We start from the raw sequence: 18,594 nt of genomic DNA on the forward strand, positions 1-18,594 counted from the left end.
TTATTGAGCCTCGGCCGTTAATGTGCGGCTAACGGCGAAATCTGTGCTGGTGTCGTCCTTGGAATGGCTGGCGGTTAATGCATCACCGCAACTGCCTTCGCTGATTATGCTGTAAGTTTCAGTATCATCTACCGCTTCGCAGGTGACGGTGGCGGTACATTGAGCAAGTCCTGTAATATCGTCAAGTAGTAGAGAATACTTATCGATGTTGTTACACATCTCCGCAACGGCAGTCGGATTATCCTTGTCTGCATTACCCACTTTATAAAAACCGTATTCTAAGCCGCTTTGTGCAGCCATCAATGCACGGGTGGCGCGCACTTCGACGCTGGTTTTTTGACTGCTGTCAGAAATTAAACTGCCCAGTGTGGTGACCAATAATGCGAGTACGACCATCATAAACACCACAATTAGCAGCATACTGCCAGCCTGTGCCTTAGGCACAGTTTTATGCGAGCCAGATATTTGTTTAGGGCGCATTATAAAGCCTTATTTTATGGCTAAAACTGATGGCTTCATTATTTTTACTGGCGGTTAAATCAAAGGTTAACTGTGAATATAAATCTGCATCTTCACCTTCATTGCTGCCTTTTGAAAAATTTCCTGCAGAAATATGCTCGGCCATTAATACCGCTGAGCTAAAATTGCTGCCAATGTCCGTTTGCGATCGGGTTAGCCATGCTTGCGGCGTAATGCAGTAACGCACTTGGTTTTTAGCAAAAAATACCCGTTTAGTACTGACTAGTGAAAACTGTGGCTTCTCGGGAAATGAAAATTTTCGCTGGCTAGGATCAGTGTCGTCAACTGAGCCGGAGGCAATTGCCACTGCACAATCATTGTCTGGACATAGTTGTGTACTGGAGTCTAAGCCCAAAGGAGAGATAATGATCCAAGCGTCATCTATTTTAATAGTGAGCTCGTGATCCGGAATGATTACCGTAGTTTCACTACTTCCCAACACAATGTTTTTATAACGGCGGGCGGTATCTATGGGCCAAAAACGTACACAAGCGCCAGACGTAGTTTGTTCATTAGCATCAGTATCCTCAATACGCAATGAGCCGGGTACGGCGTTGCGCACTTCACGGTTAAGCCGCTCGATGCCAAAGCGAATATCACTCATTAATTGTTCGCGATCTTTGCCCTGCTGATAAATGCCGACGCTATTGGTGATAAATTTAATCGAAAACACTGACACCACGCCCATAATGGCCATGGCGATCACCAACTCTATGAGGGTAAAGCCGCGCTGTCTGGTGGCTGATTTTATGGGAGGGCTCATGGATAGTTACCCCTTAACACCGCATATTCCCATACGCTGCCATTGGGTTGGTGAACGGCAATTTCAATTTGCTTGGCCGAGTATATAGCGCCAGTTTCAAACTCATGAGGCTTAACGTTAATTTTCACCATAAACTGAAGATAGGCATTGTCGTCATTACACTGCTCAGTAAACCAACAGGAGGCAATCCAGTTATCATTACAGCTAGCAGGCTTAAAACTGGCTGCACAAATGGCCGTGGTATCGTAATCGTCTACATCATTAAAGTCGGCTAAACTGCTTTCACCCGTATCTGGACCAAACTTGTCTACAGAGGTGCAAGTTTCACCATCTGCCGAGCCACAGGCGAAATTGTTATTAGCATGATCATACTTTTGCAGAGAGATATCGTTTAAAAGTCGTTGCGCTAATTGTGCGGCGCGCACTTCCATGGCGGGATCTACGGTTTTGGGAGCCAGGTTAATCAACATGGCCACGGCACCGGTCATTAAAATACTGAGCAACATAATGCCCAATACCAGTTCGAATAACGAAAAACCGGCTTGTTTGTTCGATAAAGTCACTAGATGCGAACGATTATAAGTCATGAATATAGCCCTCTTTCTCGATACGCAGTTTGTATTTATTGCCAATTAATAAATTACAGCCGTCTTTACAGCTATCTGATGGCCCGTCGCTAGTATATAAACGTGGGCGACCTAAACGGTCAAAGAATATTGAGAATGTAGAATGTGTATTTAATTTAATGGCGGCGTCGGCATTATACATGCGTCTCCAGCCTAAGTTGGAGTCACTAAGGTCAGCGCTACCGACAGCATCTGTATCGGCACTGATAACATCAGTAATATGGGCAAAGCCCGTGGAATCGACCGCTAACCGCGTACGCTGAGTTTGTGGTTCATTCATATTCATGGTTTGCACTAAGCGCAAGCGAGACACTAAGGCATCGCGGGTGGTGATATTGCCCGTATCCGCATTGCTAAATAGGCGTGGCACTGCCACTGCGCCCATTATGCCAATCAGCAACAGCACCAACACTAATTCAATCAGCGTAAAACCACGATAGGATTGCATAGGCTCATGTTTCATAGAGTAAAAAAAGGCGGCCTAAGCCGCCTGTATAAGATATTAATTATTAACAGCCGGTAGTTACAGCCTCAACGATAGCTACTGCGGTAGAAGTAGCCTCTGTATAAGTAAGCTCACAGTTCGCATTAGTTATTGACTTAGGCTTAATGACTAATTTATTAGTACCTGTTGTTGATGGAGTAATATTATATCGCGCTTCATCAAAATTTTCTAACGTGCCGAAAATACCTACAGGAGTGGCCGTATTAGGAGTTTTACCTATTATGGCCGCAGGGAAACCATTAACAAACTTGATACCTTCATAGCCTTTAATAGAGCCTGAAGCTTTCTCTACTTCACTCGTTCCAGCACCTATATCCGTAGGCCCCCGCCTGCATTTAGTACTCCGACTATCTGTGATTTCGCGTTAGCTATAGTCATGCTGGTAGAGATAGAACTTCTCATAGCATTTAAGTTGGCACCATAAGCGTCACCTTGCAGATTAAATAACTTAGGCGCAGCTACCGCACCTAAAATACCTAAGATTACGATTACAATGACTAATTCAATCAGGGTAAAACCCGCACTTCTTCTCATATTTTTATTCCTTGTTACTTGGTTACGTATTTACTGGGTTAATTAATACTTTATCTTCTGCTATCAGTTTTTTAACGCTATAGCAGAGAGTTAAATTCATGTTACAACTATGGCTAGTTATGAGTCCGATGATACTGCCTGTAGTTAATCTATACAATACTTTTTGAGCCAAAACCGTACAATATTTATACTCGTTTTAAACTCATTGTTTTTCTGATATACCTGTGCTGTTACTGCCCTACTCTACGACACATCCCTAAGATAAAGCATAATTTGTGCCAACTTAAAAACATCCGCTAAAGCAGCAAGCTACCGTCTTTATCCCCTTCTTGCTCTGCAAGACCCACAGCTAAAGCGTGGGACTACAAGGGCAGCAGCATTTCGGGCACAAAGTGGCGGAAACTTGCCGCTGGTGTGCTAGTTTTTTGACGCATTTAGTAGTGTGTAGGGACTGGGGATAAGGGATTGGCGAGTGACAAACATAGCGCCCGGTGCCCTGCTCCCAGCACCAAGAAAAACTAAGACTGGATTGCCGCGTCGCTGCACTCCTCGCAAAGACCATTAACTTTTAGGGAATGGTGAGCAGGGACTGGGGATCAGAAAACCGAGTTTACCTGTCGGTTACTATTCCCTACTCACAGCCCTGCTATTCCCTATTCACCAATCCCTAGTCACTGCTGATAGATTGCCGCGTCGCTACGCTCCTCGCAAAGACCATTAACTTTTAGGGAATGGTGAGCTGGGACTGGGGATTAGAAAACTGCGTTTGCCTGTCGGTTACTATTCTCTACTCACAGCCCTGCTATTCCCTATTCACCAATCCCTAGTCCCTGCTGATAGATTGCCGCGTCGCTACGCTCCTCGCAAAGACCATTAACTTTTAGGGATTGGTGATCGGGGACTGGGGATTAGAAAACTGCGTTTGCCTGTCCGGTGGTTACAATTCCCTAGACACCAATCCCTAGTCCCTGCATTTCCATTCACCAATCTAAAACCTTTCGCGCTGGTGCTCGGTGCCGAAGTCATCTTCACTGAAGATACGGGCACACTACAAGGTCAAACCAATGCTCGGTGCCGAAGTCATCTTCACTGAAGATACGGGCACACTACAAGGTCAAACCAATGCTCGGTGCCTAAGTCATCTTCGCTGAAGATACGGGCACGCGACAAAGGGCAAACCAAGCCCCATCAACGTATTCAAATCTCTTGTCGTCTGTCACTTTTGCTGGTGTCGAGTCTCAGCTCTTACCACCCCATTAAAAATCTCTTTTCCGTGACTTCCGTGTATTCCGTGGCAGATAGGTTTTAGGTTTTAACCCATTCTCGCTAATGCTCGGTGCCGAACAAGTGGGCACACTACAAAACCACTGCCCGTAGGCTTGTTCTTACCAATAAGAGCACTTGGTATTTTTCCGTGCCTTTCCGTGTATTCCGTGGCTAATCAGTGTTGGGTGTTTTTCTATTCCCAAGTCTCTAATCCCGAGTCCCTGCCTTTCAGCTTTCTATTGATTAACCAAACCGACCATGTCCCACATGGGGGTAAAAATGCCCAGTGCTAGCACCAACACCATGGCGGAGATCACCACAATCAAAATCGGCTCGATTTTAGAGGTGAGGTTGGTAATGTCGTAATCCACTTCTTCTTCGTAAAACTTGCCCGCCTCCATCACCATTTGGTCTACCCGGCCGGTTTCTTCACCCACTTTAAACATCTGCAAAATGAGCGGCGTAAACACACCGCTGTCTGTGGCCACGCGGGACAAACTGTTGCCCGATGCCAACTCATCACCCATGCCTAAAATAGCCCGAGTTAAATAAGCATTACCGGTGGCGGTGCCCGCTAAAGTAAGCACCCGTACTATGGGCACGCCGGCGCCTAACATCATGGAAAAGCTGCGGCAAAAACGGGCCAGTAAAATGCGGTTTACCAGCGGGCCAATAATGGGGATGCGCAGCAATATGGTATGCCAGCGCAGTTGGCCGTTTTTAGTTTTCACATAGCGCCAAATAGCAAAGCCAAGTGCGGCCAAGCCCAGCACAAGGTGCACGATATAAGTGGTAAAAAACTCTGACGAGCCGATGAGGATCCGCGTCATCAGCGGTAAGTCTGAGCCCATACTGGCAAAAATGCCGGTAAACGCCGGGATTACGTAGATATTCACCACTACCATGGCGGCGAGCATGGCGAGCGACACAAACATGGGGTAGCGGGTAGCGGCTTTTACACGGCGACGGGTATCTAATTCCAGCTGAAAATAGTGAGATAACTGCAGAAATGCCTGCTCTAGCTGGCCGGTGCTCTCGCCTACGTCTACCAATGAGATAAATAAGCTGTTGAAAATATGCGGATGGGCCGCCAACGCATTGGCCAGGGTTTGGCCTTGGTTAAGTGCCTCAGATACATCATTTAACGCATTAATTAGCAGTTTATTATCGGTGGTATCGCGCAGGCCTTCTACGATGCGCAAAATCGGAATACCGGCACGAGTAAGCGAAGAAAACTGGCGGCATAAAATTAATAGCGCTTCTAGCTTCACCTTACCGCGTAAAAACTGCTGCCAATTAATACTGGCTGTGGCGCTGGCTTTGGCCTCTTTAATTTCGACCGGTATTAAGCCGGCACTCATTAAGCTGTCGGCAGCGGCTTGGGCAGAGGCGGCTTCTAGTCGGCCTTGGTTAAGTTGGCCGCGGGCATTACGGGCCCGATATTGAAAAAAGGCCATTATTCTACCCACTCACTGAGTCGCAGCACTTCGCTTAAGGCGATGTCGCCGCTAATGGCGAGCTTAAGCGCTGAATGAGACAGTTTGACGTAACGGCTATCGGCGGCCACCAGTTGGTTAAAGCCATCGATGTCTTCTTCACGCAGGCAATCGGCCATGTCGTGGCTAATTTCTAGCCACTCATACACACCCAATCGACCTTTAGCGCCGGTGTGGTTGCAACTGGCGCAGCCCGCACCTTGGCAAAATTGCGTATCTGGGCTCAGATCGGGTGCTAAATACTGTAAAAACTGTGCTTCGCTTAAGTCTGGCTGGTGTGCCACTTTGCAGTATTCGCATAAGCGGCGCACTAAGCGCTGCGCCAACACGCCTTTTAAGCTACTGGCCACCAAATAACCGGGCACGCCCATGTTCATCAGTCGCACGGCTGAGCTGGGCGCATCGTTGGTGTGCAAAGTTGATAATACTAAGTGACCGGTGAGCGCGCCGCGCATGGCGATTTCGGCAGTTTCTTGGTCGCGCATTTCACCAATGAGTAATACGTCAGGGTCTTGACGCAGACTGGTACGCAAAATGGCGGCAAAGGTTAAACCGGCCTTGGTATTCACCTGCACTTGGTTGACGCGCGACAGTTGATATTCAACCGGATCTTCGGCGGTAATGATTTTTCGCTCAGGGGTATTAAGCTCGGTTAAGGCGCCATAAAGCGTGGTGGTTTTACCACTACCGGTGGGGCCGGTCACCAAAATAATACCGTTAGGGCTGGCTAATTTACGACGAAACGCGACCAGTAACTCACGCGGCATGCCTGCTTTATCTAGGCTGCGAATACCTTGAGATTGGTCGAGCAGACGCAATACTACCGCTTCGCCAAACTGCACCGGCATGGTTGCCATACGCACATCTACCGGGCTGCCTTTGATGGTGAGTGCAAAACGACCGTCTTGGGGCAAACGGCGCTCTGCGATATCTAACCCAGCCATGATTTTTAGGCGCGAGACCAGTGCAGGCGCAATATTTACTTCTTTAAGCTCGGTTTCTTGCAACAGACCATCTACGCGCATGCGAAAGCGGATCAGGCTTTTATCGGGTTCAATATGAATATCGGACGCACCCACTTGCAGCGCATCTTCAAACATTGAGTACAACAGTTTAGCCACGGTGGCATCGCTGTCATCCAGGCCTGCTGCTTCTAGCGCTGGCCGACTGGGGGCGTTTTCGCCTTGCAGCTGCTCTGCCAAATGGGCGATATCGTCGGTACGGCGATAGAGCTGGTCGTACAAACCAAATAGCTGGCTTTGCGGTGCTACCGCAAGCTTTACTTCGCGAGGCGAGAGTAAGTTGGCAATGGCGTCTTGAGTATCGAGATCGGCGGGATCTGACAATACTACCGTGGCTTGCAACTCATCTACCGCGATCACTAACGCACGGTGGCGGCGTGCATACACCTCAGATAATAATTTAACCGCTTGTGGATCGATGTCGATTTTATTGAGATCTAACAAAGGTAAATCAAGCTGCTCGGCGACAAAACCTAACAGTTGTAACTCACTTAAAATACCCATCTGCACCATAAGCGCGCCAATACGGCCGCCTTCGCGCTGTTGCTGCTGCAACACCGACTCTAGCTGTTGTGGTGTAATGACCTCATGTTCTATGAGTAATTCGCCAAGGCGTTTAGTAAGTTTGTGTTTGGCCATCTTGCCCCCCGGTGGCGAGTTGCTGCAGTTGTTGTTCTACAAAGCGCTGCGAGGCTGCGCCTAAGTCGGCACTGGCACGGGCTTGTAAAAATGCGGGGCTAAAGTCTTCCCCTAGCTCACGCTGACACAAACCTAACCCTAACCACCAGGCGCCCACGCGAGAGTGAGTGAGCAATTGCTGATAGGTATTGATGGCCTGTGCACATTGGCCGCTGCGCCGAGCAACTTCGGCTTTTAAGCTGTAATAGTCCAAATGCTCGCTGAGTATGGGGTGAACTTGATTCAACTGCTGTAATGCGGCGTCAAAGCGCTGCTGTTCGGCCAAAATGCGGGCTAAGGTGAGGCGAAAATCTGCATGTTGCGGCGCCAATTCTATGCCTTGCTGTAATACGGCACGGGTTTGGCCAAGCGCACCACGGCCATAAAGCATGGCCGCTAAACGCAAGCGTGTTTCGTGGGCATCTTGGTATTCGCCTAAGGCTTGCGCCAGCCTTAGCTCGGCTAATGGCCAATTATTGGTGGCCAAGGCCGCATCGGCTTGCTGATTTAGCTCGCTCAACCAATCCGCTCGGCTTAACACCACTTCATTAAAGTCCAGCTTACTGGGCCCTGAGTGACGCGCTTTGGTCACTGGTGGTGCCACAGGGTTGGCTTGTGGCAGAGCTTGGGCTTGTACTGGCGGATTCAGCCGAGTGTGCTGCAAGTATTCTGTAGCCAAAGCGTCCATGTCGGCTTCTGGCAGATTCACCATCAAATCCGCCCACGACACATTATCAGCGTCGTCTTGGGCTTGGGCTATTGGCACCTGCAATAAGCCCACACTGGCGACGAACAGAGCCGCAAAATTTCTGCGCAATTTAAAACGCAACACCATTAAAAGGTTCCCCTGTCTATGGCGCGCATGGGTTCTTGGTTGCTAGAGATAATGCCGGTGCCACTGCGTACTGGCTCTTGAGACATTGGCTGGTTGTTATCTATGCCGCGCACTGGGTCTGAGAAGCTCATTTGGCCATTATCTATGCTACGAATCGGCTGTTGCTCCGGATACCATTTTTCTAATAAATCACGAGAACGCTTAAGCTCGTCTTGCCAGGTATTTTCGGCCACTACCACCGGGCGTAACAAAATCACCAGCTCACTTTTTTGGCTGGTCACACTGCGGTTTTTAAACAAGTTACCTAACACTGGGATTTGGCTCAGCACAGGCACACCACTGTTCACTTCTTTTTGCTTTTCTTGCATTAAGCCGCCGATCACTATCATCTCACCGGAGCGGGCTTCTACTATGGTGTCGGACTCGCGCACCGTGCTGCGTGCCAATGGCAATACGACTTCACCGGTACCAAAATCAATTCTTTTTTCACCATCGGTGACTTCACTGACTGTGGGGTGAATATGCAATAAGACTCTATTGTCATCAGATATTTGCGGTGTTACATCCAGCGAAATACCAGAGAAGAACGGCTTTAGCTCAATATCTGGCGACTGCTGAGTATTACCGTTACTGCTGGTGGTAGTCTCAAGCGTAAAGTTGGTGACAAAGTATTCATCGGTACCCACTTTGATTACAGCTTTTTGGTTGTTGCTGGTGGCAATTCTTGGGTTAGATAAGGTATTCACCTCACCTTGCGTTTGCAACAAGTTGATCATGGCCGAAAAGTTACCATCGGTAAAATTAAACACGGCACCGCCGCCTAGTAAGCCTCCGAGGGGATTTAAGAAACCTGGGTAGGGGTTGGCTGTGCCACCGGTGACTCTTGGGCTAGCGCTAAAATTAGCACTGCTGCCGGCTTGTAAATCAGCCCAATCAATACCTTGTTCGTAGCCGTCGTTCAGCTCAACCTCAATAATGCGCGCTTCTAGCACCACCTGGCGCTTTAGCTGGCGTTCCGCCTGATTTAAAAAATCTTCTACCAGTGCCAGTTCGTCCGGTGCTGCACGTACACTCACTAAGCCCGCTTGCGGATTAGTAACGACCACGCGTTCATCTTTGCTACCAATGAGACGGCTAAGTGCAGATTCCAGATCAGCCCAAAAATCGTTATTCGATTCGGTACTGATGCGAGTGGCATCATTCGTGCTCGATTCACTGCTACTGCTAGCGTCACTGCCGCCACTATTACTTAAACTACTACCGCTAATAGCGGTAGTAGATTTGCCTAAGCGCGACAACATTAAATAGTTAACGTTAAAGGTTTTGGTACGCACGCCATTAGGAAACACCTGATAGACGCCGTTTTTATGTTCAATGCCATAACCGTATAACTGCGATAACGCCGCTAAGCTGTCGGTCAATGTGGCTTGGCGTAAATTAAGGCTGATAGTGCCATCAACCTCTGGGTGCACAGCCACGCTAATGCCGTGCTGATTGGCCAGTGCATTAAAGAAATTTTTCGCATCCACGTTATTGGCGGCAATATTAAAACGGCGCTCGCGAGGCTCTGCTAACTGCGAGGCCGTTCTCGGCTGTGAGCTCATTAACTCTTGCTGCACATCTAATGGCACTGCATCCGAATTAATATTGAGCGCATCATCCAACGCGGCTTTCGGCAAGGAGCCATCCGGTGATGTAACACAGGCGGCCAAAGTGGCGCCTAGCAAGGCAATCGCTAACGGTCGTAAGGTAAAGGTCATTAGTTACTCAGCGTCGAAAAAGAGGGGAATAGAGTCAACGTTAAGGGCGCACCCGGCCCATTCAACACCACTTGGCTCGGTTGAATACGCACTAAGCGATAGTCTTGTACGGTATCGCCCACGCGGTAAGACTGGCCGTCGATAATAGCGCTGTTTTGGCCGCCACTAAAAATGGCTTGCAAGTGTAATGGGCTTACCGGGGCCGTGTCGATAACGCTCGGCGCTGCTTGCACCACAGTGCCTGGCGTTAATGGCTTAGTGGGGTCTTGAATGCCAGCTGTGGTGCTGAGCAATAACAGCAATAGCGGATTAACCACGTAACAGCTCCTTATGTTGACTAATAGTAAAGAATTCAAGCCGAATGGTGGCGTCAGGGTATTCTGCTAATTCAAACTCTAAGCCCCGCCAAAAAATACGGCCCGATAACTGCTCAAGCTGTTTCACATAATCCAGCAAAGACAAATAACTGCCATTCAAGACCAGTCGTAAGTTGTGCTGATACAAGGCTTCATGGTCTTGTTCGCTATTAAGACGAGTGGGCAGTTCATTACCCAATTCAATAAGCTCTAAGCCGTTGCTTTGTTCGAGTATTGATAACAACAACGCCGACATTTCTTCGGGCTCGACCAAGGTCTGCATTTTGGCATCGACGTTACTATTGAGTTGCGATAAACGACGATTGAGCCGCGCTATTTGGGGCGCATTATCCTTACTCTTAAGTTCAGCTACACCTTGGCTGAGCTCCGCCATCATTTGCTGCTGCTGGGTGAGTTGATTGTTAAGCTGGGCTTGCTCTTGCTCAAGCTCAATCACCCGCGCTTGGGCGCTGGCTTCATAAAACAATAAGCCAAGCCATGCCAACAATGCCCAGGTTGCGCCTAAGACCAACCACCGCTCCCGTTGCGTTAACGTCACGAAACGGGTTTGCAGGTCTGCTAATAACGGCTTTATTTTACTCATGGCGTCATCTCTGAACTGGTGAGGCTAAAATTCAAGCCCCCTTCTGGGCCTTGGCTAATGGCTAACTGACCAAAGCTGTGGCCACGCAAACTGCTACTTTGCTCAAAACCTAAAATCCAAGCAGGTACAGCACTGGCTTGGGCGGCGGCCCCGCGTAATACCATTCGCTTACCCTGCAATGTGAGCCCTTGCAGCGCCACACCTTGCCAAGGTATATGCGCCAAGTCATTTAAGGTGTTGGCGTAAGACACCAAGTTCTTTTGATTCAGTAGCTGCAATAGCTGCTGGCGAGTTTGAATGTCTAACTCAACTCGCTCTTTTTCACCACTGTCTTGGCGCGCCTTTAAATCACTGAGCGCGGCACTCATCAGCTGCGCATCGCGCTCACCGGTTTGCACCGCGGCTTTTAGTGCCATGTTTTGCTGGGTGAGCTGATATTGGCTCACTTTGGCATAGGCAAATATCAGCGCCCACACCACCACAATGCCAAGGCTCACCCGCCATAACAGGCCCATATTGGCCTTGTCTTGGGCAGGTTTTAATACCGCTTGATAAAACTCAATGCGCTGCTTCATGCTTGGCCCTCTTTTAAGATGCCAAGTGCGGGCAAGCTTATTGGCGCCAAGGTATCAGAGGTTAAAGATGTGGGCTTAATATCAAACACCTGACTAATGGCGTCGGTAATGGCGGGCGTTACTCGCTGAGGCAAGGCCAAATACCAGTTCTCGGGGGCGTTAAGCTTAAGCTGACCAACGGCGTAATCAATACTGCGCTGCAGCTCTAGCAAGAGATTATCAAACACAAATTGATCCACCGACATCTGTTCATCATCTAACGCCTGAAAGCCGCGAATAGTCCGCGAAAAATGCCATTGGCGCTGATGAATAAAGATCAAGGTCAGCTCTTGCCCGGGTACCTTATACAACAATAAACCGCGCTCTTCTGGCGCTAATAAGTTAGCTAAAGCCAGTTCATCCACACCGATAGTGGCTATTTCACAAACCGGCGTTACCGCTTGTACGATTCGCGCTACGGCTTCTTGCTCGCTGCTATATACCGCAATACGTTGTTGACCCGCAGGGCCTGTAGGCAAGTCTATGTAATCAAACAATAAGCTTTCTATGGGCTCCTCGACTAACTCACGCATGCACCAAGGTAATGCTTGTGCCAGTTCTTCATCGGGGATGGCGGGTTTTTCCATCTGAGTTTGTTTGTACCAATGGCGGCTCAGTGCCAGAGAAAGCAGCCGACCTTGCCAAGCTTGCTCTTCTATCATGGCTCTTAGGGCGACAGACACGGCTTCGCCCTGCCCTACGCTGCGTTCAACCACCACAGTAGGATCATGCTCATCTATGGCTAGCAAATTAGAAGGAGTAAGATAAATGCCCACTGCAGAGGTAGCGCGGGCGGGTTTTAACCATCTGGGTAGAAGTTCCATTTGTACCGCACGAAATTAAGAAGAGAACTAGTATAGTCAGATAAAAGCGTTTTACAAACAAGCAATTACACAAAGAAATGAAAACTTAGAAGCAAGTCATATATAAAGATTCCTCTTGATCAAAATGTTGTTATACGCCCTTATTCCGTCTTCCGAGCGTAGCGCGGCAATCAATACTACAACGGCGCGGTACATAATCAGGGATTGCCGCGTCGTTACACTCCTCGCAATGACCAAGGTTGGGGCTTAGCCTTGGCCTGTTGTTGGGCTGCCTTACTTAGGTGGGAAGTATTCGATCGCTTAAGGCTTAATTACTAGATCCACATAAGTTCTAAAACATTACTTATCAAATATTTGGCTAAGTTAAAATTTTATCTGCAGCTTAATAAGTAATTAGGATAATAATTTAGATGAAGATAAGCGTTAAATAAATGACGGCAGGTATCGTCACCACCGACATAACATTACCTAATAACACTATGCTGGCCATTTTATTGGGCTGACATTGATATTGCTCACACAATAAATAATTTAACACCGCAGGGGGCAGCATCACAGACAAGGCCAATAACTGCAACCAATCGGTGCTGAGCGGCAACCACCACGCCACCAGTAAAAAACTCACCGCGCCCACGGCTAAATAAATCAGGTTCACACGCAATGCCATGCCCAAATGGCCAATTTCACCCTGCGCTAGCCGCACCCCTAGTGCGAATAACATCAAAGGCACGGCAATTTGGCCGAGCAGCTGGCTGCTGGTGAGCACAAAATCTGGCAGCATTGCTTGATGCTCCGCCAACCCTAGACCTAACAGCGCCGCCCACACCAGTGGATTTTTCAACCACTGCCAGCGCCCCGCCGTATGGGACAACATAAATAACCCCAATGAAAAATGCACTAAGTTAGACAGCACAAATAAAATGATAATGGCGCCCATTTTATCGTCGCCATAGGCCAACATCATCAGCGGAATACCAATATTACCGGTATTACGAAACATGCCACCCATGGCCAAAGTACGCCGCTCTAACCCTTTTACCCGCAAGCCAAACAAAATAGCGCCCGGCACTATGATCACCAACACCCCCGCCACGATTAACGGCCAGCTGCTACTCAGTTGCACGGGGTGCTCAATCAGCGCCGAAAACACCAGGGCTGGGCAAAACACCAGCACATTGGCGAGATTCACAAAGCTCATGTCGCTGTTGGTTTGAGGACGGCTAGATTGGGGACGGCTAGTTTGGCGCCGGCCAATCACAAAACCGACCGCCACCACCGCAAACACGGGTATCACTATGTTTAACAAGGTGGCGAACATAACATCCTTCGGTTAAGTGCAAAGTTGGGTGAGGTAACAAAAAACGGGGTTATAAAGTTCGGTGTTTTGTAGGCGTAAATTTATTCGCGCATTACACCGCAGGTGTAAATCTTAAAACCATCCTGCTTCGCAGGACCCGCGAATAAATTGCGGGCTACAAGTGCAGTATCTTTTGTAGGCGAACACTTGCTCTCGCATTACAACCTAGGCGTAAATCACTGAAGTCATCTAATTATGAAGTCATGCCGTGTCGCCCATCATCTTAGACACAAAAAAGACGCCATTATGGCGTCTTGAAAAGCAGCTGTCTAGATGAAGGGCGGGGGCGCCCTTAGCAAAGAATTAGGCGTAGCGGCTAACGTCTAACCCGCTGTCATCAATATCTGGCTGATTACCGCTGATTAAATCGGCAATTAACTTGGCCGAGCCCGCACCCATGGTCCAACCCAAGGTGCCGTGGCCGGTGTTTAACCATAAGTTTTTATAGCTGGTGCCGCCGATAATGGGGGTGCCATCGGGTGTCATAGGTCGAAAGCCCGTCCAAAACTCAGCCTTGTCTAAGTTGCCAGCCTCAGGGAATAAACTGCCTACCGACTCGGCGATGGTCGCGCGACGCGCCTTAGGCAAGTCCGCATTAAAATCTGCCAGCTCAGCGGTGCCCGCCGCGCGAATGCGGTTGTCAAAGCGGGTAATGGCCACTTTGTAGGTTTCATCCATCACCGTAGACTGAGGCGCATCCGCATCATTTTTAACGTCTAACGTTAGCGAGTAGCCTTTAATCGGATACACGGGCAAGCGAATGCCAACCGGATTAAGCAAGAACGGCGAATAGCTGCCCATGCACACCAATACGTGATCCGCCACTTCTAAACCGTTCGAGGTTTGCACGCCACGAATTTTATCGCCGTCGCTTACCAGCGCGTTAATGTCGGTATTAAATTTAAATTGCACGCCCTGCTGCTCACAGCGCTCAACTAAGGCTTTGGTGAATAAATTACAGTCGCCAGTTTGGTCGTCAGGAAAGTGCAAGCCCCCCACTACTTTGTGCTTCACGCGGGCCAGCGCGGGCTCTCGGGCAATACACTCTTCTACATTCAGCATTTTGTGAGCCACGTTAAACTCTTGCAAAACTTTGATGTCTTTCGCCGCATCGTCAATTTGCTTTTGGGTGCGAAACACCTGCAGCAAGCCTTGTTTGCGCGCTTCAAACGGCAACTGCAGTTCAGCTTGTAAATTATTAATGCATTGGCGGCTGTATTCCGACACCCGCACCATGCGCGACTTATTAATGCTGTAGGCTTTTTCGGTGCAGTTGGCCAGCATGGACAGCATAAACTGCCACTGGGCCGGATTTAAACTAGGGCGGAGTTTTAACGGTGCATGAGTCTGAAACATCCACTTCACGGCTTTTTGCGGAATACCCGGTGCCGCCCACGGCGAGCTCATGCCAAACGACAATTGGCCGGCGTTAGCAAAACTAGTTTCTTCCGCTGCACTCGCTTGACGGTCGATCACCACCACTTCATGGCCCTGCTGCGCCAAATACCACGCGCTGGTCACACCGACAACTCCACTACCCAATACTAATACTTTCATGACTCCACCCTAGCTACACGCTGCAATGGCGGTAATATCATCTAAAAAAAAGATAAAATCCAGTGGAAAACACAAGCTTATTGAAAATAGCGCTTAACTCAGTCAGGACAAGGCCTAGCTAGGTAATTACATCTACCATTACGCGTTAACATGACAGCATTTAAAACCACAAAAAACACCAAAACCAGAACCATAAACTACCAATAGGCCAATTGTGATAAAGATCCCAGATCATTAAATTTCGTAGCGCCAGCGACTGAGACATTTTGTTTTTGTAGGGCCCGTGCGTAGGTAAAAAGTATTCCGGCCGGTTTGGTGTTTGGTTAACAACATTCTGCTGCGCAGAACCGGCGAACAAGTTGCCGGCTACAAGGGAAAACAGCCGGTTACAAGGGACTTTTGTTTTTTGTAGGCGTAAATTTATTCGCGCATTACACCGAAGGTGTAAATCTTAAAACCATCCTGCTGCGCAGGACCCGCGAAGTCCTCTTCGCCGAAGAGACGGCGGGCTACAAGTCCCACATCCTTTATGTTGCTCGACGCTGGCCTCTACCGCTCACTTAAACACTGTTTTAACAAGCTAAGTTGTGCGGCGCTGGGTCTTTGCTGCTGTTGTAATTCCTGCAATATCACTTGTGCTTGGGCGGCAAGCTCAGTGAGTGCGTGCCGTTCTGCTTGCTCGGCAAGACCGGCCATTAGCTGTTGAGCAGCTGGCCAGTTTTTTGCGGCCATTAATGCGGTAAGCTGCCAGACCGCTTCTTGTTGTTGAGCTAAAAATTCTGCGCGCGCAGCAGAACTCACAATCGTAGATTCGGCTTGCTCTTGTTCGGTTAGCTCTTGTTCGGTTCGCACTGGGTTCTGCACTGTAGGTAGCACTTGCTGTTGCACTATGTTTGCTCCTGTTCGCTGTGTTTGCTGCTGCGCTATTTGCTCAACTAACGCCTGATAAAGCGCAAAGCGATCCACAGGCTTGGTGACATAGCAGTTCATGCCAGCACTTAGGCTAACTTCACGGTCTCCGCGCATGGCACTGGCGGTTAAGGCAATAATGGGAATATCGTGCTGGGTGTTGAGTTTGCGAATTTGGCGGGTGGCTTCAATGCCATCGAGGATTGGCATTTGTAAATCCATTAAAATGGCATCAAATGCTTGCCTGCTCATTAGCTCTACCGCTTGGCGACCATTGTCGGCAATGGTGGCGGACACGCCCACTTGATTTAAAAACTCCACGATTAATTGCTGATTCATCCGGTTGTCTTCGGCCAACAAGATTTGTTTACCTAATAATTGCCGACGATAGTCCGACAATTGATAGTGATTAATGGCTAATGGCTCCAAGTGCCCACTGCTCTCTGGCGCCAGCACGCGGCTCACACTTAAGCGTAAACTTTGCTCGGTAATGGGTTTGGCCAAATAGTGCGTCAAGCCCAAAGCCCGCATTCTGTCTGCCACTTTATCTTGGCCAAAGGCGCTCATCACTACCACAGCAATGTGCGTAAGGTGCTCATGGCTGCGCATAAAGCGCGCTAAATCTAGGCCATCGTCTTGCACAAGACAGCAGTCAATCAGCGCCAAGCTCAATTGCTCACCCTGCTTTTGTAACAACGCTTTAGCCGCACTCACACTATTAGTACGATAAACAATCAAGCCTAACTGGCGCAGTAACTGGCTGGTGACCTCAAGCACCAGGGCGTTATCGTCCACCAACAGCACTTTTTTACCTTGATAGGCGATGTTAGGAGTTAAAGCTTTATGCTCGGCAATCTGCAGCGGCAGACTAACGGTAAAAGTGGAGCCACGGCCGGGGCGGCTATCAACGGTAATAGTGCCCTGCATCAGCTGCACTAAGTGGTAGCTAATACTTAAGCCCAAACCGGTACCGCCGTATTTGCGCGTAGTACTGGCATCCACTTGGGTAAAGGCCTCAAATAATCGCGACAATTGCTCTGGAATAATGCCGATACCGGTATCTTTAACGGCAAAACATATTTGAGGCTCGGGCCCATCATCCAAAGTAATGCTGATCACCACCTCACCGCGCTCGGTAAACTTAATCGCGTTATTAACCAGGTTGATCAGTACTTGGCCAAGGCGCAGCGGATCCCCGCGCAGCCAGTTGGGGACGTTGGCAGCTTTATCAATGATCACTTCTAACTGCTTATGCTCAGACAAGTCAGCAAATAAACTGGAGAGCTTTTCAAGCTGTTCATTTAAATCAAACGCTATGTCTTCCAGCTCTAATTTGCCTGCTTCTACCTTGGTTAAATCTAAAATATCGTTGATTAACAACAATAAGTTATCGGAAGATTGACTGATTTTTTTTAAGTATTGCTGCTGAGATAAGGCCAAAGGTGTTTGTTGCAACAAAGATGCAAAGCCAATAATGGCATTCATAGGGGTGCGTATCTCATGACTCATATTGGCTAAAAAATCCGTTTTAGCTCGTGCCAGCTCCAGAGAGGCTTGGCTCACTTTGCGCAGCTCTTTATTATGTAACGCCAACACCACCAAACTAATGCTAAAGCTCACCAGTAGCCACAGCAATAAGGCTAATTGCATATCTTGTAAATGCTGTTCAGACGCTTGCTGCCACTGGACTTTATAGTGCAATAACACGTCTTTATTGTCGGTGAGTAAGGCGTGGCGTTGCTGCACCAAGGGGGTGAGGCTTTGACGATATTGCTGATAGTAATCAAACAGCTCTTGATTAAAGGTGTGTACTTCGGCTTGCCAGCGGCTGGCATCATCATCCAGCGCGTATAAATACTGCAAATTGGGCGCGTTGAGGTACAAACGGCTGCGTCTAAGCAAGATAGAATAATAACTGTCTTCTTTATCCACCACCGCCCGTACGCGTTCAGAGAAGGCGTTAAGCGCATAGCGGCTGTGCATATCCGCGTCTTGCAGTGTCTGTAGCTGCTGTTGATAGTCAGCGAGCGTGGTTAACACTTCATCTAGCCCAGCAAAAGGGGCGCGTCTGTTGTCAATAAACGTAATAAACTGGTGAATGGTGCCGGATAACTCGTTTATTTTTTTATTGAGTAACAAGTCTTGATCTGCGTTGATTACCACTTTACGTTGCAGATCATCTAAGGCGGACACCACAGGAGCTATGCGCTGCTCTAGCTGCAAGTAATGCCGATGCTGCCAGTATTGATTAGCCGCATAGCCGAGCAACAATAACGACATTATCAGCGCATAGCCCAGCACGGCGATGCGCGAAAAGGGAGAGAATCTTCGTTTTGCTACCGCCATCATCTTTTGCACCCTAGGTCTAG

General features: G+C 48.6%; 15 protein-coding genes and 1 pseudogene. All 16 read right to left on the reverse strand.

What is annotated here, in order from left to right:
- Positions 1-480 carry a hypothetical protein gene (locus tag CBP31_RS00440; RefSeq protein ID WP_087034369.1) on the reverse strand — a complete coding sequence of 160 codons (480 nt, stop codon included), beginning with the start codon at positions 478-480 and terminating at the stop codon, positions 1-3.
- Entirely contained in the window at positions 470-1,282 is an 813-nt protein-coding gene (locus CBP31_RS00445) for a PilW family protein (protein ID WP_087034370.1), read from the reverse strand. Before CBP31_RS00445 ends, CBP31_RS00440 begins: the two co-directional genes overlap by 11 nt.
- Positions 1,279-1,869 carry a type IV pilus modification PilV family protein gene (locus tag CBP31_RS00450; protein WP_087034371.1) on the reverse strand — a complete coding sequence of 197 codons (591 nt, stop codon included), beginning with the start codon at positions 1,867-1,869 and terminating at the stop codon, positions 1,279-1,281. Before CBP31_RS00450 ends, CBP31_RS00445 begins: the two co-directional genes overlap by 4 nt.
- Complete coding sequence (locus tag CBP31_RS00455; RefSeq protein WP_161492496.1) at positions 1,859-2,356, reverse strand: prepilin-type N-terminal cleavage/methylation domain-containing protein; 498 nt, start codon at positions 2,354-2,356, stop codon at positions 1,859-1,861. Before CBP31_RS00455 ends, CBP31_RS00450 begins: the two co-directional genes overlap by 11 nt.
- Before the next feature lie 479 nt (positions 2,357-2,835).
- A pseudogene (locus CBP31_RS15920) lies at positions 2,836-2,947 on the reverse strand (type II secretion system protein); the annotation flags it as partial.
- 1,502 nt (positions 2,948-4,449) lie between these two features.
- Positions 4,450-5,670, reverse strand: coding sequence for a type II secretion system F family protein (locus tag CBP31_RS00465; RefSeq protein WP_087034374.1), 1,221 nt, complete (start codon positions 5,668-5,670; stop codon positions 4,450-4,452).
- Positions 5,670-7,370: a GspE/PulE family protein gene (locus CBP31_RS00470; protein WP_087034375.1), complete on the reverse strand. Its 1,701-nt coding sequence runs from the start codon at positions 7,368-7,370 to the stop codon at positions 5,670-5,672. Before CBP31_RS00470 ends, CBP31_RS00465 begins: the two co-directional genes overlap by 1 nt.
- Entirely contained in the window at positions 7,348-8,244 is an 897-nt protein-coding gene (locus CBP31_RS00475; RefSeq protein ID WP_087034376.1) for a tetratricopeptide repeat protein, read from the reverse strand. Before CBP31_RS00475 ends, CBP31_RS00470 begins: the two co-directional genes overlap by 23 nt.
- Positions 8,244-10,004: a pilus (MSHA type) biogenesis protein MshL gene (gene mshL, locus CBP31_RS00480; protein ID WP_087034377.1), complete on the reverse strand. Its 1,761-nt coding sequence runs from the start codon at positions 10,002-10,004 to the stop codon at positions 8,244-8,246. Before mshL ends, CBP31_RS00475 begins: the two co-directional genes overlap by 1 nt.
- Positions 10,004-10,321, reverse strand: a complete 318-nt coding sequence (locus CBP31_RS00485) for a hypothetical protein (RefSeq protein WP_087034378.1) — start codon at positions 10,319-10,321, stop codon at positions 10,004-10,006. Before CBP31_RS00485 ends, mshL begins: the two co-directional genes overlap by 1 nt.
- Entirely contained in the window at positions 10,314-10,964 is a 651-nt protein-coding gene (locus tag CBP31_RS00490; RefSeq protein WP_087034379.1) for a hypothetical protein, read from the reverse strand. Before CBP31_RS00490 ends, CBP31_RS00485 begins: the two co-directional genes overlap by 8 nt.
- On the reverse strand, positions 10,961-11,539 hold the full coding sequence (locus CBP31_RS00495) for a hypothetical protein (protein ID WP_087034380.1): 579 nt from the start codon (positions 11,537-11,539) through the stop codon (positions 10,961-10,963). Before CBP31_RS00495 ends, CBP31_RS00490 begins: the two co-directional genes overlap by 4 nt.
- Entirely contained in the window at positions 11,536-12,402 is an 867-nt protein-coding gene (locus CBP31_RS00500; RefSeq protein WP_087034381.1) for an MSHA biogenesis protein MshI, read from the reverse strand. The genes CBP31_RS00495 and CBP31_RS00500 overlap by 4 nt, the downstream gene beginning before the upstream one ends.
- A 406-nt stretch (positions 12,403-12,808) precedes the next feature.
- Entirely contained in the window at positions 12,809-13,720 is a 912-nt protein-coding gene (locus CBP31_RS00505; protein ID WP_087034382.1) for an AEC family transporter, read from the reverse strand.
- Positions 13,721-14,062: 342 nt separating this feature from the next.
- On the reverse strand, positions 14,063-15,316 hold the full coding sequence (locus CBP31_RS00510) for a D-amino acid dehydrogenase (protein ID WP_087034383.1): 1,254 nt from the start codon (positions 15,314-15,316) through the stop codon (positions 14,063-14,065).
- A gap of 549 nt (positions 15,317-15,865) precedes the next feature.
- A complete protein-coding gene (locus CBP31_RS00515; protein WP_087034384.1) occupies positions 15,866-18,574 on the reverse strand; it encodes a response regulator in 2,709 nt (902 codons plus the stop codon).
- Between the last annotated feature and the right edge of the window lie 20 nt (positions 18,575-18,594).

This window comes from Oceanisphaera profunda (assembly GCF_002157895.1).
GTDB lineage: Bacteria > Pseudomonadota > Gammaproteobacteria > Enterobacterales > Aeromonadaceae > Oceanimonas > Oceanimonas profunda.